General features: G+C 60.0%; 23 protein-coding genes. 13 read left to right on the plus strand and 10 right to left on the minus strand.

The genetic code is table 11. From position 1 onward, the window contains the following. The first annotated feature begins 40 nt into the window (after nucleotides 1-40). From radA to JNX03_RS06020, 11 genes are all read left to right on the plus strand, one after another. Nucleotides 41-1,408, plus strand: a complete 1,368-nt coding sequence (radA, locus tag JNX03_RS05970) for a DNA repair protein RadA (protein ID WP_203211494.1) — start codon at nucleotides 41-43, stop codon at nucleotides 1,406-1,408. Nucleotides 1,409-1,434: 26 nt separating this feature from the next. Beyond that, nucleotides 1,435-1,989, plus strand: coding sequence for a CvpA family protein (locus JNX03_RS05975; protein ID WP_120504770.1), 555 nt, complete (start codon nucleotides 1,435-1,437; stop codon nucleotides 1,987-1,989). 176 nt (nucleotides 1,990-2,165) lie between these two features. Then, on the plus strand, nucleotides 2,166-3,650 hold the full coding sequence (gene purF / locus JNX03_RS05980) for an amidophosphoribosyltransferase (RefSeq protein ID WP_203212153.1): 1,485 nt from the start codon (nucleotides 2,166-2,168) through the stop codon (nucleotides 3,648-3,650). Between the two features lie 220 nt (nucleotides 3,651-3,870). Then, nucleotides 3,871-4,128 carry a YjhX family toxin gene (locus tag JNX03_RS05985; RefSeq protein ID WP_203211495.1) on the plus strand — a complete coding sequence of 86 codons (258 nt, stop codon included), beginning with the start codon at nucleotides 3,871-3,873 and terminating at the stop codon, nucleotides 4,126-4,128. 9 nt (nucleotides 4,129-4,137) lie between these two features. Continuing rightward, on the plus strand, nucleotides 4,138-4,599 hold the full coding sequence (locus JNX03_RS05990; RefSeq protein WP_203211496.1) for a GNAT family N-acetyltransferase: 462 nt from the start codon (nucleotides 4,138-4,140) through the stop codon (nucleotides 4,597-4,599). Nucleotides 4,600-4,682: 83 nt separating this feature from the next. Then, a complete protein-coding gene (locus JNX03_RS05995; RefSeq protein WP_203211497.1) occupies nucleotides 4,683-5,096 on the plus strand; it encodes a hypothetical protein in 414 nt (137 codons plus the stop codon). Between the two features lie 74 nt (nucleotides 5,097-5,170). Continuing rightward, nucleotides 5,171-5,500, plus strand: coding sequence for a pilus assembly protein PilP (locus tag JNX03_RS06000; protein ID WP_269142424.1), 330 nt, complete (start codon nucleotides 5,171-5,173; stop codon nucleotides 5,498-5,500). Nucleotides 5,501-5,543: 43 nt separating this feature from the next. After that, the gene (locus JNX03_RS06005) at nucleotides 5,544-6,179 is read left to right on the plus strand and encodes an SDR family NAD(P)-dependent oxidoreductase (RefSeq protein WP_203211499.1); all 636 of its coding nucleotides are present in this window, start codon (nucleotides 5,544-5,546) and stop codon (nucleotides 6,177-6,179) included. Nucleotides 6,180-6,269: 90 nt separating this feature from the next. Then, entirely contained in the window at nucleotides 6,270-7,055 is a 786-nt protein-coding gene (gene surE / locus JNX03_RS06010; RefSeq protein WP_203211500.1) for a 5'/3'-nucleotidase SurE, read from the plus strand. Then, nucleotides 7,052-7,708 (plus strand): protein-L-isoaspartate(D-aspartate) O-methyltransferase, encoded by a 657-nt coding sequence (locus tag JNX03_RS06015; RefSeq protein WP_203211501.1) that lies wholly within the window; start codon nucleotides 7,052-7,054, stop codon nucleotides 7,706-7,708. The genes surE and JNX03_RS06015 overlap by 4 nt, the downstream gene beginning before the upstream one ends. Before the next feature lie 61 nt (nucleotides 7,709-7,769). Further along, a complete protein-coding gene (locus tag JNX03_RS06020; RefSeq protein WP_203211502.1) occupies nucleotides 7,770-9,041 on the plus strand; it encodes a M23 family metallopeptidase in 1,272 nt (423 codons plus the stop codon). An 8-nt stretch (nucleotides 9,042-9,049) separates the two neighbouring features. Here JNX03_RS06020 and JNX03_RS06025 read toward each other — a convergent pair whose 3' ends face one another. Genes JNX03_RS06025 through tatA form a run of 4 tightly spaced genes read right to left on the minus strand, consistent with a single transcriptional unit; the run spans nucleotide 9,050 to nucleotide 11,628 of the window. After that, complete coding sequence (locus JNX03_RS06025) at nucleotides 9,050-9,892, minus strand: ATP-binding protein (protein WP_203211503.1); 843 nt, start codon at nucleotides 9,890-9,892, stop codon at nucleotides 9,050-9,052. Beyond that, on the minus strand, nucleotides 9,889-10,788 hold the full coding sequence (gene tatC, locus JNX03_RS06030) for a twin-arginine translocase subunit TatC (protein WP_203211504.1): 900 nt from the start codon (nucleotides 10,786-10,788) through the stop codon (nucleotides 9,889-9,891). Before tatC ends, JNX03_RS06025 begins: the two co-directional genes overlap by 4 nt. 3 nt (nucleotides 10,789-10,791) lie before the next feature. Next, the gene (tatB, locus tag JNX03_RS06035; protein WP_203211505.1) at nucleotides 10,792-11,415 is read right to left on the minus strand and encodes a Sec-independent protein translocase protein TatB; all 624 of its coding nucleotides are present in this window, start codon (nucleotides 11,413-11,415) and stop codon (nucleotides 10,792-10,794) included. Between the two features lie 3 nt (nucleotides 11,416-11,418). Continuing rightward, nucleotides 11,419-11,628 (minus strand): twin-arginine translocase TatA/TatE family subunit, encoded by a 210-nt coding sequence (gene tatA / locus JNX03_RS06040; RefSeq protein ID WP_203211506.1) that lies wholly within the window; start codon nucleotides 11,626-11,628, stop codon nucleotides 11,419-11,421. Nucleotides 11,629-11,840: 212 nt separating this feature from the next. On the opposite strand from tatA, the gene JNX03_RS06045 reads away from it, so the two are divergent. Further along, the gene (locus JNX03_RS06045) at nucleotides 11,841-12,152 is read left to right on the plus strand and encodes a hypothetical protein (protein ID WP_203211507.1); all 312 of its coding nucleotides are present in this window, start codon (nucleotides 11,841-11,843) and stop codon (nucleotides 12,150-12,152) included. 1 nt (nucleotide 12,153) lies between these two features. Beyond that, nucleotides 12,154-12,831, plus strand: coding sequence for a helix-turn-helix transcriptional regulator (locus JNX03_RS06050; protein WP_203211508.1), 678 nt, complete (start codon nucleotides 12,154-12,156; stop codon nucleotides 12,829-12,831). Here the strand turns inward: JNX03_RS06050 and JNX03_RS06055 are convergent, their stop codons facing one another. From JNX03_RS06055 to JNX03_RS06080, 6 genes are all read right to left on the minus strand, one after another. Next, complete coding sequence (locus JNX03_RS06055) at nucleotides 12,832-13,200, minus strand: Lin0512 family protein (protein WP_203211509.1); 369 nt, start codon at nucleotides 13,198-13,200, stop codon at nucleotides 12,832-12,834. It lies immediately after the preceding gene. Next, nucleotides 13,193-13,546: a Lin0512 family protein gene (locus tag JNX03_RS06060; RefSeq protein ID WP_203211510.1), complete on the minus strand. Its 354-nt coding sequence runs from the start codon at nucleotides 13,544-13,546 to the stop codon at nucleotides 13,193-13,195. The genes JNX03_RS06055 and JNX03_RS06060 overlap by 8 nt, the downstream gene beginning before the upstream one ends. A 26-nt stretch (nucleotides 13,547-13,572) precedes the next feature. Next, on the minus strand, nucleotides 13,573-14,658 hold the full coding sequence (locus JNX03_RS06065; protein ID WP_203211511.1) for an ABC transporter ATP-binding protein: 1,086 nt from the start codon (nucleotides 14,656-14,658) through the stop codon (nucleotides 13,573-13,575). Nucleotides 14,659-14,691: 33 nt separating this feature from the next. Continuing rightward, nucleotides 14,692-16,050 carry a sodium:proline symporter gene (locus tag JNX03_RS06070; protein WP_203211512.1) on the minus strand — a complete coding sequence of 453 codons (1,359 nt, stop codon included), beginning with the start codon at nucleotides 16,048-16,050 and terminating at the stop codon, nucleotides 14,692-14,694. Nucleotides 16,051-16,157: 107 nt separating this feature from the next. Further along, entirely contained in the window at nucleotides 16,158-17,276 is a 1,119-nt protein-coding gene (locus JNX03_RS06075; RefSeq protein WP_203211513.1) for a DNA alkylation repair protein, read from the minus strand. After that, entirely contained in the window at nucleotides 17,276-18,055 is a 780-nt protein-coding gene (locus JNX03_RS06080) for an SDR family oxidoreductase (protein WP_203211514.1), read from the minus strand. Before JNX03_RS06080 ends, JNX03_RS06075 begins: the two co-directional genes overlap by 1 nt. Nucleotides 18,056-18,118: the final 63 nt, after the last annotated feature.

Consider the following 18,118-nt stretch of genomic DNA (forward strand, 5'->3'; position numbering starts at 1 on the left):
TTTTCTTTGACCCCGCGCATCACCTCCGCCACAAGACGATATGGCAAAATCGAGCAAGACATTCTCCTGCGCCAGCTGCGGGGCCAGTTTCAACAAATGGTCCGGGCGCTGTGACGGCTGCGGCGAATGGAATACCATTCAAGAAGACAAAGGCATTTCCGCCGGACCGCCCAGCAAATCACTGGGCGCACGTCGCGGTGCGGCGCTGGAACTGACGGATCTGGCCACTGAAGAAGCGCCGCCGCCGCGCAGCCATTCCGGCATTGGCGAGTTGGACCGCGTTTTGGGCGGCGGGCTTGTGCCGGCCTCGGCCATTCTGGTGGGCGGCGATCCAGGCATCGGCAAATCCACCCTGCTTTTGCAGGCCGCGGCGCATTTTGCCAAGAACGGCATCAAGACCATCTATGTCAGCGGCGAAGAGGCCAGCGCACAGGTGCGCATGCGGGCTCAGCGCCTTGGTCTTGCGGATGCGCCGGTGAAACTGGCCGCCGAGACCAACTTGCGCGATATCCTGACGACGCTGGACGCAGAGCGCCCGCAGCTTGCGATCATCGATTCCATTCAGACCATGTGGGCTGACAACGTTGAAAGCGCGCCGGGATCGGTCAGCCAGGTCCGCGCCGCCAGCCATGAATTGACCGCCTTTGCCAAACGCACCGGCACGTCGGTCATTCTGGTAGGCCATGTCACCAAGGAAGGCCAGATCGCAGGCCCGCGCGTCGTGGAACATATGGTCGATACGGTGCTTTATTTCGAAGGCGAGCGTGGCCATCAGTTCCGTATCCTGCGCAGCGTCAAAAACCGCTTTGGTCCCGCCGACGAAATTGGCGTGTTTGAAATGACCGGGCACGGATTGTCCGAAGTGACCAACCCTTCTGCCCTGTTTCTCAGTGAACGTGGTCAACCCGCCGCCGGATCTGTGGTCTTTGCGGGGATCGAGGGCACAAGGCCCGTGTTGGTGGAACTTCAGGCGCTTGTTGCCCCCTCGCCGCATTCGCAGGCGCGCAGAACGGTTGTGGGCTGGGATTCGGGGCGGCTGGCGATGATCCTTGCGGTTCTTGAGGCCCGCTGCGGCATCCCGTTTGCAGGGCTGGATGTATACCTCAACGTGGCAGGCGGCATGAAAATCTCGGAACCTGCCGCAGATCTGGCGGTCGCTGCTGCGCTCCTCAGTGCCAGGGAAGACGTGGCCCTGCCCGCAGAAACTGTTGTTTTTGGCGAGATTAGCCTCTCTGGCGCCCTGCGACCGGCCTCTCAGACCGAAAACAGGTTGAAAGAAGCGCAAAAACTTGGTTTTACCAGCGCCATCGCTCCGTCGGGCGGCAAAGCTGTTGGCACCTCTGGGATCACCCTCAACACAATGAGCGATCTCACCGGGTTTGTTGGCGAAATATTCGGAGCGGGCTGAGGCCCATAGCGGAAGGCAAAAGGCAAATGGAAGGTTTTACCATTATTGATGGCGTGGTGGCATTGGTCATCGTGTTGTCCGCCCTGTTGGCCTATGGCCGTGGGCTGGTGCGAGAGAGCATGGCAATTGTGGGCTGGGTGGCGGCGGCTGTTCTGGCGTTTCTGTTTGCGCCTCGGGTCGAACCATTGGTGCGCGAAATTCCGGTTGTCGGTGAATTTCTGGCGGACAGTTGTGAATTGTCGATCATTGGCGCCTTTGCCATTGTCTTTGCCATTGCGCTGATCGTTGTGTCGCTCTTCACACCGCTGTTCTCATCGCTGGTGCAACGCTCGGTGCTGGGTGGATTGGATCAGGGGCTTGGTTTTGTCTTTGGCGTGGCACGGGGCATCTTGTTGGTTGCGATTGCCTTTTTTGTCTACGACACCGTGATCACTGGCCAGCAATACACCATTGTGGACGAAAGCCGTTCTGCCGCTGTGTTTGGCCAATTCACCGGCCAGATCGAAGAGCAAAACCCCGAAGAGGCCATGGGCTGGATCACCTCGCGTTACGAGGCATTGGTGGGCAATTGCGGGCAATAAGCCCCAAGGCCCGGCCCCTGTTGATCGAGACCACACAACCGCTATTCGGAGATGTATCTGGACAAAGGCAAAAACCGCCCGGATCAGACGTTCTTGCGGGGTGACATGCGCGATCATTCCCCCTAAACAGGCGATGTCTGTTAGCCGGATTCGGAGCCTCACCGTTGTCCAAGATCATGCCCCCCGCCCATCCCTTTGACACCTCCTATCTGCGCGATAGTGATGATGGTGATAAACTCAAGGAAGAATGCGGGGTGTTCGGCGTGATCGGCGTTGCTGATGCCGCCAATTTTGTCGCCCTCGGCCTGCACGCCTTGCAACACCGCGGCCAAGAGGCCGGCGGCATTGTCAGCCACCATCCTGATGCCGGTTTTCAATCCGCCCGCCGCTTTGGCTATGTGCGGGACAACTTCACCTCGCAGGACGTGATGGAAACCCTGCCTGGCCCGCTGGCCATCGGGCATGTGCGGTATTCCACCTCCGGCAACAAAGGCCCGACCGCGATCCGCGATGTGCAGCCGTTTTTTGGCGAATTTGCCATGGGCGGCGCGGCCATTGCCCATAACGGCAACATCACCAACGCCGAAGCCCTGCGCCGCGAATTGATCGAACGGGGCAGCATTTTTCAATCCTCGTCAGACAGTGAATGCATCATTCACCTGATGGCCCGTTCCCTGCAACGCAACATCCCCGAACGCATGGAAGACGCCCTGCGCCGGGTTGAAGGGGCGTTTTCCATCGTCGCGATGACCCGTACAAAGCTGATCGGTGTGCGTGACCCGCTGGGCGTGCGCCCGCTGGTTCTGGGCAAGGTCGGTGACGGCTGGGCGCTGAGTTCAGAAACCTGCGCGCTGGATATCATCGGCGCAGAATTTGTTCGCGAGATCGAGCCGGGGGAGATGGTCGTTATCACTTCCAAGGGGCTTGAATCGCATTTCCCCTTCCGCCGTCAGCCCTCGCGGTTCTGCATCTTCGAACATGTCTACTTCAGCCGCCCTGACAGCATTCTGGGTGGACGGTCCGTATACGAAACCCGCGAAGCCATTGGCCGCGAACTGGCCAAGGAAAGCCCGGTCGAGGCCGATCTGGTCTGCCCCGTGCCGGACAGTGGCACGCCTGCGGCCATCGGTTTTTCGCTGGAATCCGGCATTCCCTACGCCATGGGGATCATTCGGAACCAATACATGGGCCGCACATTTATTGAGCCGACGGAACAGATCCGCAACATGGGTGTGCGTCTGAAACTGAACGTCAACCGCGCCCTGATCAAGGGCAAGCGGGTGATCCTGGTGGACGACAGCGTGGTGCGCGGCACCACCAGCCGCAAGATCAAGGAAATGATCCTCGATGCCGGCGCCAAGGAGGTGCATTTCCGCATCGCATCGCCGCCCACGGCCTGGCCGTGTTTTTATGGCGTGGACACGCCGCAGCGCGAAAAACTGCTGGCCGCGACCATGTCCGAAGAGGAAATGCGCGAACATCTGGCGGTGGACAGTCTCAAGTTTATCTCGCTTGACGGGCTGTACCGCGCGGTGGGTGAAACAAAGGGGCGCGACAAGAAGTGTCCGCAATATTGCGATGCCTGTTTCTCTGGCGAATATCCGGTCACCCCTGCCGATCAGATCAGCCATGGTTTCGAGATGAAGCCAGCGGCGGAATAGCAACACTTGCACGCAAGCCCTATAGCGGCGCTTGCGTGATCCCGCACATCCCCCTATCTGAGCCGCAACGTATCGCCCAGCCGCGATATGATGGAGTGTTTATGTCTACGATTGTGGTCCGCCACTAAGATCCGGCCAGCCGGATCGACCTAACCCAAACCCCTACCGCGCGTCAGGCCGGTAGGCGTTTTGCGTTGACGTAAATCCACGAGACATCACAGTGAACATCTCAAAACACGAACAGCGTGTTTTGCACGTCCTTGCACAGGGCGGCGCAATTCATTTCGAACGTATGCCCAACGGCAAAATCAACAGCGTCAGTTGTTACACACGGCAGGGGCACCTGCTGGAGGACTGTACGCTTCCCCTCTTTGACCGCCTCAAGAAACGGCGGTTCATCAAATCCAAAGGCGGACGCCCCTACCGAGTCACCCAGCAGGGTCTGGCCTGCGTCCGCGCACAACTCGACAACAGATAGGCGATAAATATGACATTAACCATCACACCAACACGCGCCGATGACATCCCTGCCCTTCGGCAAATCCTTGACCAGACCGAGCTTTTTCCGCCTGAGATGCTCAAGGAAATGCTCATGCCTGCTTTGGATGGCAGCCATCCCGCGCTGTGGCTCACTGCACATCTGGACGGCAGCGCCATCGGGTTCAGCTATACCGAACCTGAAATGCTTGCCGAAGGGGCGTGGAACATGCTGGCCATTGCCATCGCACCGGACCATCAGGGCAAAGGGCACGGCGCAGACCTTGTCCGCGCAACAGAAGCGCAGCTGCGCCAAAATGCGCAGCGACTGCTGATTGTGGAAACTTCCGGTTTGGCGGCATATGCCGCTACCCGCCGTTTCTATGACACCGCCGGTTATGACCAAGAGGCCCGCATTAGGGACTTTTGGGCTGATGGCGACGACAAGGTGATCTTTCGCAAACGGCTTTGAGCGGTTGGCCCCTGACCCGCAATCCAGGTCGGGGGCCAACCTCCTGCCATCTTTTGTCAGCAATTCATGGCATAACCCAAAGGATGGAACATGCGCCCGCCCCGCTTCTGGCCCTGATCGCCAAATGGTCCGGCCCCGCCCAGCAAGGGCTTTGGGCCTGCCGTGCCATCTTTCACGATGTGGCGGGGACCGCTGGCATCGGGCATCTGGACGAAAGCCTCAAATGGGGCCAACCGTCCTGGCGGCCGAAAAAGCCGCGCACAGGGTCGACTTTGCGGGTCAGTTGGGACAGCGGTGATCCCAATCACCTGCCCCTGTTTGTGGATTGCAAAACCGATTTGGCCAGCCGCATGCGGACCCTTTACCCCGATTTGCCGCAAAATGACGGGCGGCGGCGTCTTGCGGTGGATCTGGCACAGCCCCTCCCGGAGCAGGCCATCGCGCATCTGGCGCAGATGACCTTCTGCTATCATCTGAAAACCGCCGCTGTCGGCTAATCTCCGCCGCCGTATTGGCAGGCTTTGGCTGACGCCAAGACAGGCCCCTTTTACCTTATTACGGGCGTTGTTAGCTGGCTGTTAACACACCACCCGTTAAGCAGCCGGGCCAGAGAGCCAGGCGCAAGAAGGCATATATGACATCGCAGACATCGCAGGGGCAGACGCCCCCACAAGTGGCCAAACTGGCCACCGAACAGGTTCGCTTGGACAGCATCGCAGTGATCGGGATTTTCGGCAGCAACGCCGCGCCCGGCGCCTTGATCCGTACCCACCGAGGCAAGATTGAACGGGTCGCGGTGGGCGATAAGGTCGCGGGGGGCGTGGTCGCCGCGATCAGTGAAAACGCCGTAATCCTGAACAAACGTGGCAAAACCACCCAAATGAAGCTGCCCCAGACCTGACAGCAGCCTTGACGCGCAAGGCCGCGAAGTGCAAACCGCGCCCATGACAAAAACCGTATTGATCACAGGCGCCTCGCGCGGCCTTGGCGCCGCCCTGGCAGAGGCTTTGGCCCCCACCCATCACATCATCGCTGTGGCCCGCACCACCGGCGCCCTAGAAGAGCTGGATGACCGCATTCAGGCCGCTGGCGGCACTGCCACGCTGGCCCCGATGGACATCACCACCGCTGATGCCATGGCGGTCCTGTGCAAGGGCATTCATGACCGTTGGGGCAGCCTTGATCTATGGCTGCACACCGCCATTCACGCCGCGCCGCTGGCCCCTGCCGATCATGTGGATGCCAAGCATCTGGCCAAATCCATCGACATTAACGTCACCGCCACATCGCGGCTGATCACCTATGTTGCGCCTTTGCTGGGGCAATCCGGTCAGGCGGTGTTCTTTGACGACCCTTGCGCGGGCCAGAAATTCTTTGGCAGCTATGGCGCCTCCAAAGCCGCGCAGATGGCATTGGCCCGGTCCTGGCAGGCCGAAACCGCCAATATCGGCCCCAAGATCCAGATCGCCACACCCGCGCCTATGCCCACCGGCACCCGCGCCCGGTTCTTTCCCGGCGAGGATCGCAGCCCGCTGAGCGACACCAAAACCCAGGCCGCTGCGGTATTGGCGCAACTCTAAACGCTGCTGTGGGGTAAATTGCGGCTCGGCAAGGCCCGCATCCTTGCCCAGTCGCGGCCCCTCGCCTATCAAGGCGAAAAAGGGGCTTTCATGCGCATTCTGATCACAAATGACGATGGTATCAACGCGCCGGGGCTGCAGGTTCTGGAAGAGATCGCCAAAACCCTTGCCGGACCGGAGGGCGAAGTCTGGACCTGCGCCCCCGCGTTTGAACAATCCGGTGTTGGACATTGCATCAGCTACACTCACCCGATGATGATCGCCAAGATGGACGAGCGCAGCTTTGCCGCCGAGGGATCGCCAGCCGATTGTGTGCTTGCCGCGCTGCATGACGTGATGCCGGATGCGCCGCCCGACCTGGTGCTGTCCGGTGTGAACCGGGGCAACAACTCTGCCGAAAATACCCTTTACTCCGGCACAATCGGCGGCGCGATGGAGGCGGCGCTGCAAGGCGTTCCGGCCATCGCCCTGTCACAGTACTATGGCCCCGCCAACCGCGACATGGACAACCCATTCGACGCCTCGGCCCGACACGGGGTCGATGTGATCCGCCGCATCCTGGCCGCGACGCCAAACGAGACAGACGGTTACCGGTTGTTTTACAACGTGAATTTCCCGCCCGTCCCCGGCGCGGATGTCAAAGGCATCCGTCTGGCCGAACAGGGCCGCCGCCCCGGCACGGGCTTTTCAACAGAGCCGCATCAGTCGCCCTCGGGCCGCCGTTTTCTGTGGATCAAGGGCGGCGATCAACAGATCAAAACCGCCCCCGGCACCGACGCGGCCGTGAACCTTGAGGGATATATTTCGGTAACGCCCATGCGCGCCGATCTGACGGCCCACGACATGATGCAATCGCTGGATGGCATCAACACATGAGTGATCCCGCCGCCTCTGATGCAGAACGCAAGATGCAGTTCCTATATGCGCTGCGCTCCAAGGGGGTGACGGACAACCGGGTGCTGTCGGCCATGGAAGCGGTGGATCGCGGGCCGTTCATCAAGGGGCTGTTTTCCGAACGCGCCTATGAGGATATGCCGTTGCCGATTGCCTGCGGCCAAACCATCAGCCAGCCCTCTGTGGTTGGGCTGATGACTCAGGCGCTTGAGATCAGCCCGCGCGACAAGGTGTTGGAGATCGGGACCGGCTCTGGCTATCAGGCGGCGATCCTCAGCAAACTGGCGCGGCGCGTCTACACCATCGACCGGCACCGCCGTCTGGTGCAGGAGGCCCGCAGCATCTTTGACGCGCTGGACATGCACAACATCACCGCCATCACCGCCGATGGCAGCTTTGGCCTGTCTGAACAGGCCCCGTTTGACCGGATCATCGTGACCGCCGCGGCCGAAGACCCGCCCGGCCCGCTGTTGGCGCAGCTCAAGGAGGGCGGCATCATGGTGCTGCCTGTGGGCCAGTCGGATGCGGTTCAACACCTGATCCGCGTGCGAAAATCCGCCGATGGTCTCGAATATGACGAATTACGCTCTGTCCGATTTGTTCCCCTGTTGGAAGGGTTGGGCAAGGACGGATAAATATATTATGGTATGCGAAAATTCCGGACGACACGGAATAGACGCGGATGAGGACATGCAGATGCACCGTTCATTTTTACGCCGCCGTGCGCGGCTGACTCTGTTGGCAGGCAGCAGCGCCATTATTCTGGCCGCTTGCGGTGATCAGCCGCTTGATTTCGACCTGCGCGGCCTTGGCGGCGGATTCAGCACCGCCGAAGCGGCCACCGGCCCCCTGGCCAAACGCCCAAAACCCGATGATCGCGGGATCATCTCCTATCCGAACTATCAGGTGGCCGTCGCCCGGCGCGGTGACACGCTGGATGATGTGGCGGCACGGGTTGGCGCCGATGCGTCCACATTGGCCAGCTATAACGGCATCGAGGTCGACGTGGCCCTGCGCAAGGGCGAGATCATCGCGCTGCCCAACCGCGTGGCCGAACCCTCCCCCGCCACAGGCGCGGCGGGCACCGGCCCAATTCAGCCCCTGGACATCACAAGCATTGCCGAAGGCGCGATCGCCCGTGCGCCGGAAACTCCGGCCGTGCAAACCGCCGCGCTGCCGCCATCCCAGCCAGCGGCCAGCGCCAAGGCCGTGCCCGTGATGACTGGCAAAGAACCGATCCGGCACCAAGTGGAACGCGGCGAGACTGCCTATACCATCGCACGGCTCTATGCGGTGCCGGTCAAGGATCTGGCCGAATGGAATGGTCTTGGCGCCGATTTTGCCCTGCGGGAGGGGCAATTCCTGTTGATCCCTGTGCCGCAGCAAGCCCCGCCAAAGCGCAAACCGCAGCCCGCCACGGCGAAAAAGACCGCAGCGGCCACCGCCAAGCCCGTTACAACCACCCTTCCCGGTGCCGGATCGCCAACGCCAACACCGCCCTCAGCGGCCAAACCGTTGCCTCAGGACAGCACGGCCAAGCCACTGACCCAAAAGGAAAAAGCGGCACCATCCAAACCGGTGGCCGATGTCGGCAAACCCACCAAAGCTGCCAAGGCGGGCAAACTCCTGACACCCGTGAAGGGCAGCATCATTCGCGGGTATTCCAAAGGTCGCAATGAGGGCATCAACATCAAGGCTGCCGCCGGCACTGCGGTAAAAGCCGCCGACAAGGGCACCGTCGCCGCGATCACCAAGAACGCTGAAGGTGTGCCTATTGTCGTGGTACGCCATGCCGATAACCTGCTGACCGTCTATGCAAACGTCACCGATGTGAGTGTCAAGAAAGGCGATAAGGTCTCGCGCGGGCAATCCATCGCCAAGCTGCGCAGCGGCGATGACGCCTATGTGCATTTTGAAGTGCGAAAAGGCTTTGACAGCGTCGATCCGGAACCGTTTATCAACGGCTGATTAAGGGTTTAGCCCAGCGTCACGCCTTTGCGGCCCGCCAGATCAACAAAGTATTGCCATGCCACGCGGCCCGACCGTGCACCGCGTGTGGCCTGCCATTCGATGGCTTCGGCCCGCAGATCGTCATCGCTGATCTGCACTCCATGGGCATCGCAATAGCCACGGATCATCGACAGATATTGGTCCTGATCGCAGGGATGAAAACCGAGCCAAAGACCAAAGCGATCCGACAAGGATACTTTTTCCTCAACCGCCTCGGAGGGGTTGATCGCCGAGCCGCGCTCGTTTTCGATCATGTCACGGGGCATCAGGTGACGGCGGTTTGACGTGGCATAAAGCACCACATTGTCCGGCCGCCCTTCGATCCCGCCGTCCAGAACGGCCTTGAGCGACTTGTAATGCGCATCATCATGGCCAAAGCTCAGATCGTCGCAGAACAGGATAAACCGCTGCGGCGCACCGCGCAGAAGCGACAATAAACGCCCCACCGATGGCAAGTCTTCGCGCTGCAATTCCACGATCCGCAACCGGTCATGGCTGGCGTGAACATCCGCGTGTATCGCTTTGACAAGGCTGGATTTTCCCATGCCCCGCGCGCCCCAAAGCAGCGCGTTGTTGGCGGGCAGCCCCGCCGCGAACTGGCGCGTGTTGGCCAGCAATGTATCGCGCGACCGGTCCACACCGACCAACAGGCCGATATCGACCCGCGACACATTCCCAACCGGCTCTAGCCGGTCCGGATCGGTGTGCCAGACAAAGGCTGTCGCGGCGTCAAAATCCGGCGTGGCGAGTGGCGCAGGGGCCATGCGTTCCAGGGCCGCTGCGATACGTTCCATCGGATCTTTCGTCACTTCAGGTCGTCCTCGTCATCCGCGTCTTCGTCGTCGAATTCTGCCAAGAGATCATCTTCGTCGTCATAATACCCTTCGGCCCGCAGACGTGCCTCGCGCTTGGCCTCAACCCGGCTGACAAGGAAGATCGAAATCTCATAAAGCCCATAGACCACAACAAACAGGATAAGCTGGGTGACAACATCGGGCGGTGTCACCAGCGCGGCCAGCAAAAGGATACCAACAACCGCATATTTCCGCACGTTCCGCAGGCCTTCGGTGCTGACCAGACCGGCCTTGCCCATCAGGGTCAAAAGCACCGGCAACTGGAAACACAAGCCAAAGGCGACGATCATTTTCAACGTGATATCAAGGCTTTCGTTGACCTTACCGTTGAACACGATATCGATCCCGCTTTTGCGGCCATCGCCGTCAACCACAAGGGCGGCGATGTAGGATGCCGCGTCAGAAAACCCAAGGAAGAACTGCATCGCCAGCGGCACAACCACGTAATGCGCAAATGCGGCCCCCATTAGGAATAAGACAGGCGAGGCGATCAGAAACGGCAGGAACGCCGATTTTTCGTTCTTGTAGAGCCCCGGCGCCACGAAGCGCCACAACTGGTTGGCAATCACCGGAAAGCTGATGGCCAGACCGCCCACCATCGAGATGCGGATCAATGTAAAGAAATACTCCTGTGGCGCAGTGTATTGCATCACCGGATTGGGATTTCCGAGATTCCGCATGGTGTTTTCAATCGGCACCAAAAGGAAATCGAGGATCGCACTGCCAAAGGCAAAACAGATGATCATCCCCACCAGGAACGCCAGCACCGACCGGATCAGCCGCGTGCGCAATTCTGCCAGATGTTCAATCAGCGGCGCTGCGCTGTCGTCGATGTCTTCGGTGGCGCTCATGTTTTACTCTTTTTTGGCCGCAGCTGTTTTGGTGGCGCTTTTCTTAGCGGGCGCTTTTTTGGCAGCGGGCGTCTTGGCCGGGGCCGTCTTCGCAGCAGGTTTTTTCGCCGCGGTTTTCTTGGCTGCCGGTTTCTTGGCCGCCGGTTTTTTGGTGGCTGGCTTTTTGGTGGCAGGTTTTTCCGCCGATGGCGCAGCGACATCCGCCTCTGCCGCTTCGGCTTTGGCCAGCGCCTCAGTCGCCTCGCGCTGCTTTCGCTCTGCGGCGGCGCGTGCGGTGGCGGCTTCGATCTTTTTGCGATCCGCCGCGCGTTCTGCGGCCAGCTTGCCAGTCTCGCTGTTGGGGTCGAGGTCCGTCAATGACGAGGCTGCCGATTTGACACCGTCCATCGCCGCCCCCACCGGGTTGGTGGCCGCCTTGAGGGATTTGTTGATGCTGCTGGACATTTCGCGCACGCCGCTTTCGTCCGCGGCGTCATTCATCGCCGTGCTGAATTCACGCGCCATACCTTTGGCCTTGCCCACAAACTGCCCGACACGTCGGAACAACACAGGCAGATCCTTCGGCCCCACCACGATCAACGCGACGATGCCAACGACCAATAGTTCGGTCCAGCCCAGATCGAACATCCCTTAGACCTTGTCTTTTTCCGGAGCGGTCTCTTGATCAGCGGTCTCGGACTGGTCTGCCAGTTCCTTTTCGCCTTCGTTGATGCCCTTTTTAAAGCTGGTGATGCCCTTGCCGACTTCGCCCATGAGCGACGAGATCTTGCCACGGCCAAAAAGCACCAGCACCACGACCGCAATAAGCAGCAGGCCCGGCAATCCGATATTGTTCAACATTTTGCTTCTCCGTTCTGTAAGCCGCCCCTCAGGCGACCGTTTTTCAGCATCTTTCTTAGGCCGCTTGGCGCAAGACAGGAAGGGCAAACGCCCTTTGCGGTGCACTGCGCGGGGTCGATACGCAAAAAATCAGGCACTTGCGACACTCAACTGACAGGTTTATGTCAGTTGTAGGTGGCTAAGACGGCCTCACACATGAAAAGGAGTATCCCATGTCTGAGACCGCACAAGTTGCCGAAGTTGTCACGTTCCGCCTGTTGAAGGGCGCCGATCCCGCCGCATTTGTCAGCGCTGCTGCCGAGATTGATCCCATCCTTCGCAGAAGCGGAGCCGTTCTGGGGCGGACCCTGTCCATGGACGATGATGGACTATGGACCGATCACATCATCTGGACCGATCTGCAATCGGCCCGGACAGTTGCAGAACAGATGATTGCCGATCCCGCCGCCGCGCCCATGATGTCGATGATTGACCCCGATGATGTGGCCCTGCGCCACGCCAGGATCATGTATCAAAAGGAGTAATATGCGCCGCAGCGATCGACTTTTTGACATCATCCAGATCCTGCGCGACGGCAAACTGCACCGCGCGCAGGACATCGCCGCACGTCTGGAGGTGTCCACCCGCACGATCTACCGCGATATGGACACGCTGGTTGGCTCCGGCGTTCCCGTCGAGGGGGAGCGCGGCGTCGGCTATATGATCACCGAAGCGATCAGCCTGCCGCCTCTGACCCTGACGGCCAGCGAGTTGGAGGCGTTGAACCTGGGGCTGGCTGTTGTGGCGCAGGCCGCCGATCAGGATCTCAAAAACGCCGCCGACACATTGGCGGACAAGATTGATGCCGTGCTGCCCGCCCGCACGATTGCCGAGGCGCAGGCGTGGAAATTTGCAGTCTATCCTTTTGCCGATGCCACCCGAAACCTGAGCCACATGGCCCTCTTGCGCAGCGCCATCAAAGCCCGGCAAAAGGTGCGGCTGACCTACACCTCGCGGGACGGCAATGTCACAAGCCGGGTGATCCGGCCATTGCATATGGAATATTGGGGCCGCGTTTGGACGCTGACATCATGGTGCGAATTGCGCAATGGTTTCAGGGTGTTTCGCCTTGACCTGATCGAAAGCACCGAGGCTCTGCCGGAACTCTTTGTGGACGAACCGGGTAAAACCATCGCGGATTACCAGCCCTATGCGGACAGTTGATCAGCCCTTGATCTTCCATCCGTTCTGCGGCGGCAAGAACGCCTCGACACTGGCTTGAGCTATCACAATAGTCTCGCCGCCCGCTGGCACGTTTAATCCGCCAAACACCGCCGTGACCTCGGCCCGACCGCGTGGCAGTTTCGCCGCGAGAACCTCAAGATCAAGCTTTTCCGGCTCCTGCACCGCAACCGTCACCTGGACCCTCATGTCATTGTGATCCAGCCCCGTCACGCCAAAGATCGGCAGTGAGGAATGACGAAACGCATCTTCAATCGCGCGGCCAGCGGCCTTGGTATAGTCCATACCGTGCAGATCATTGCCCATGCCCATTTCGATGATGACGCGCTGATGGTCTTTGGTGTTACGCATCGGCCCGCTCCATCTCGAACCCGACGGACAGCGCCACATTGGCCATGATTGTCGGATGGCCGTCCCCATCCGGGCGCGGCACATCCAGACCGCCGCGCTGGACGTTGACGGTCACATCGCCATAGGGAAACACCGCCCGCAGGGCATCAGCATCCACCTCTTCGGGCTTTTGCACACCCACATCGAGGGTGATCTGCATGTCGGTTTTGTCAAAGCCGAACAGCTCCGCCAGATTGATCGAATTATGCCAGAGCGCATCTTGCACAGCACGCTTTGCCGCTTGGGTATAATCTCCGCGCCGCAGCGACGACCCCATACCAAATTCCACCAACAACGTCTGCGCCATGATTGCCCTCCTCGATCAGTCCCCGGTCAAGTGACTGGAAACACAAAACATTTGTCGCGCCGGATGGTCAGCCACATCACCGCTCCGGGCTGCGGCAGGAACACATTGGGCACCGTCGCCTTGAGCAATGACCCATCGTGATCCATGCGAAATTCCACAAGGCTTTCGTTGCCCATAAAGCGCGCCCGTTCCACCACGGCCCGCGCCGCCGCGCCGTCGGTGGCCGTGGGCGCTGGCCCTTTGCCGCCACGATCAAAGTCGATGCGCACATGCTGGGGACGGAAAACGATATCAACGGCGGTGCCATCGGGCACACCGGGGGCCAAAAACCGGCCAAATGGAGTTTGTGCCAAAGCGCCCGAAACTTCGGCCCGCAGCACATTGGCGTCACTAAAGAACGCAACCGAGGCGCGGTCAATCGGGCGGGTGTAGACATTATAGGGCGCGCCCTGCTGTACGATCTTGCCATTGCGCATCAGGGCGATTTCATCCGCCATCCGCATCGCCTCGTCCGGCTCATGGGTGACAAGCAAAACTGCCGTGTCTTCTTCTTTCAGGATGCTCAGGGTCTCATCGCGAATGCCATCGCGCAACCGGTTGTCGAGCCCCGAGAACGGCTCATCCATCAACATGATGCGCGGACGCGGGGCAAGCGCACGGGCCAGCGCCACGCGTTGTTGTTCGCCGCCGGAAAGCTGATGCGGATAACCGTCGATAAACCGTTTGAGATCAACGCGTTCCAGAAGCTCTTCGATCCGCTTGCGTTTTTCCGCCTTGGTCCCGGTCTTCAAGCCAAAGCCGACGTTGTCTGCTACGCTTAGATGCGGAAACAGGGCAAAATCCTGAAACATCAAGCCAATCTCGCGCCGCTCAGGCGGGACACGAAACACCGTGTCGCAGATCAGCTTGCCATCCACATGGATCGTGCCGCTGTCCTGCATCTCAACGCCGGCGATCATCCGCAATGTCGTGGATTTGCCGCAGCCAGACGGGCCCAGAAGACAGGTCACCTGCCCCGGCATGATCTGCAAAGACACACCATCCACAACCGGCCGCCCCTCATAGGTGCGGCGCAGGTCTTTGATCTCAAGGCGGGGAACAGGGGCAGTCATGGGTATCCGATAAAATCACTCGGAAACCAGCTATCAGCCCCGCCGCATCCCCGCAAGCACTGCGGCAAAACCTGCGACCAAAACCACCACGCAGATCACCAGCAGTTGTTCGTATTTGTGCCCCTCCGGCAGGAATGCGGCCACCGTCGGCCAGCTGCGGGCGAAATAGGCAAAGGCACCCAAAATCGCTGCGCCGAAGGCCACCAGATAAGCCCAAAGTGCCACAGGCCGTCCCATCACCAACCCGACAATCAGCACGGGTGTAAGGAACATCGACGCCGTACCAGACACCGCCACTGCATCAAACAGCGTCGCATTGCCCCACAGCGTCAGCACAGTGCCAGCAGTCATAAACACCAGCATCACAATACGTCCGCCACCAAGGGACCGGGGCGCAAGGCGCAACTCCTCTACCACCAGACGCGCCGCAGAGGACAGGGCCGAATCCAAAGTGCTGAGCGCGGACACCAGCAGCGAAATCATTAACGCCACAAAGACCCAAGGCGGGAACATGAGCGCCCATGTGCCGATCAATTGTCCCTCATAATCCGCACCGGACAGCCCAGCTTGAATTCCGAAAAAGCCAAATCCGATGATGCAAAGGGTCGAGATCCAGAAGGCATGCAGAAAGGAACGCTGTGTCGTCGCGGGATCCGCGATGAACCCGCGATCCATCATCACCGGATCATGCGCGGGATAGGAGAAAACCTGTAGCCCCGCCACCAACAGCAGCACCCAGCCGTTGTAAGCACCAGAAACGCCCGGTGCGGTCAGAACGGCAGGCAGATCAAACCCCGGTGCCGCCAACAGCGCCCCAAAGGCAAGGCCAAACACCACCAGAAACACCGCCATCTGCAAAACATCCGTGCGCAGCGCGGCAGACAAACCGCCCCATGCCGAATAGGCCAGCCCCAGCACCGCAACGATCAAGATCGCGCCCGTGCCACTGCCCGCAAGCACAGCGTTGAAAATCAGCCCCACCACCAAAAGATTGGCAAAGACCTCGGACAACAGCCGTAATGCAATCACCAGATTGTAGCACCCGGTGCCAACCGCGCCAAACCGGCCTTGCAACCAATCCTGCACGGACCCTGCGCCGCCGCGCCGCAGATGCCCGACGATATAGCCGCCCGTCAGGAACGATCCGTAATAGGCGGCATAGGCCAAGGTGCCCGCAATCCCGTAATAATAGCCCAGAATCGCTGCGTTCATCAGGGATCGGGCAAATATCCAGGTGGTCACCTGCGACAGGACCAAGACCCAGAGACCGGGCGCTCGGCCATCCACCCCCTGCCCGCCAAAGAACCCCTCAACGCTGGCGCGGCGCGGCGCTACCAATAGGCTGGCAACAAGGACCGCCGCAAAGAGCGCAATCAGAACAGGGGTTTGCATGGTAAAGCCTTTCGCAGATCAACTTGTGGATCAGCCTTAGTCGAGCACCACCAGCCCCGCCAGTTGTCGCAGGCGCCGCTGTCAGGAATGTGATGGGTTGTCATCCCTCAGGTCAGCTCAAAATCCGCCGTGGCCACATCGACACCATTGACCTGCAAGATGACCTGATGCGCACCCGGATGCAGGGTAAAGGTTGTCGCATCGCCCTTGAGCCGGTGATTCTTGGACAGGATCAGAGGTTTGCCAGCCGTGATCTTGCCAGTCTTGAGCTTGAACACTTTCTCCGCGCTCTTGCCCTGCGGTCGCGCAAATCGCAGGCGGTAATCCACCAGCACAGGCAGCTCTTGCTTGGCAGTCAGTTCCACCTCAAAGCTCAGAACTTCGCCGATGGCATAGCTCTCTTGTCCCAGCCTGACCTGCGCCGCCACATCGACATCACTGCGGTAGCCAAGCAGATCCAGCGCCCCGCCATGCCCTTGCTTGATCAAGGTGCGCAGGGAATGCCGGGTCATCCACGCCAGTTCTTTGGCACTTTGCTTGCCACTGTCATCCCAGGATCTAAGCAGATTCACCACGACATCGGGTTGGGTTTTTGCAATGTCATTCAAGTGATTAGAGACCGATCTTGTCACATATCGGGTCTTGTCCGCATGAAGCCGCGCCAGCAATGGCAAAGTCTGATCGCTGCTCAAGGTGACAGCCTTGGCCCATGGCAATTTCGGGCGTGTGCCTTCGCTTACCAGGCGGCGCACATGGTAATTCTCATCCTCAACCCAACGGTTCATCCGCGCCAGTGTTTCATCCGGCCAACGGTTCAGAAAGGGTCGGATGTAGAACTCCATCGAGAACCGTTTGGTCGCCTGATAAAGCAGATCAAGCGCCCGTTCCCGGTGATCCTCCAGCCCATGCCGCACCGCAAGAATGCCGGGCAAACCGTGGATAAACCGCCCAAAATCATCATCGGTCAATGACGGATCAAGCGGAGGCGGCATCGCCGCTTCAAGCTGTGCGGCCATGGTGGGAAAATCGCGGGCCAACTGCGCTTCAAGGCAATCGGCCATCCACTCCATCCGCGCCAGCAATTCCCGCTCGGCAAAGCCTGCAAGCGCCTCCCGCTGGAAACGGGCGGCGTCAAAGTCGGGCAAGGCGCTGGCAAATTCGGATGCCAGATCACCCACCGAATCCGGATTGAACAGGTGATCCTTAAGCGAAAATTTCTCAGCCATTACATCGTGATATTGGTCGCACCACCATCCAGCAGGATATTCTGCCCGACGATGAAACCGGCATGTTGTGAACACAGAAACGCGCAGGTCGCACCAAATTCGTCCGAGGTGCCATAGCGCCCTGCCGGAATTGTGGCTGCGCGTTCGGCGCGGGCCTCATCAAGAGAAATGCCGCGGGCCTTCACCACGCCGCCATCCAGCATATCTGCGCGGTCGGTCGCATGAATGCCGGGCAACAGGTTGTTGATCGTCACGCCCTTGCTCGCCACCTGCCGCGAGGTGCCAGCGACATACCCGGTCAGCCCGGTGCGGGCCGAATTGGACAGGCCCAAAACACCAATCGGCGCGCGCACGGATTGCGAGGTGATATTGACCACCCGGCCCCAGCCACGCTCCATCATGCCCGGCACTTTGGCTTTGATCAGGGCAATCGGAGCCAGCATATTGGCATCCAGCGCCTTGATGAAATCCTCGCGGTCCCAGTCATGCCACATACCCGGAGGCGGGCCGCCAGCGTTGTTGACCAGAATATCAATGTCGCCCGCCGCCTCGATCACGGCCGCTTGGCCCTCTGCGGTGGCCACATCCGCCGCCACTGTGGTGATCTCAACACCGTAAGCCTGCCGCAGACGCTCCGCCGAGGCCTGCAGCGCCTCGGCGCCACGTGCGTTCATAACCAGATTGACACCAGCCGCCGCCAATGCCTCGGCGCAGCCAAGGCCGAGGCCTTTTGAAGATGCGCACACCAGTGCCTTTTTGCCCTTGATCCCAAGATCCATATCGCGATTCCCTCCATCTGTTGTGCAAGACCTACCACGGCCACGATCCGAAGCCAGCACCGA

It is taken from the genome of Sulfitobacter mediterraneus (assembly GCF_016801775.1).
Classification (GTDB): domain Bacteria; phylum Pseudomonadota; class Alphaproteobacteria; order Rhodobacterales; family Rhodobacteraceae; genus Sulfitobacter; species Sulfitobacter mediterraneus_A.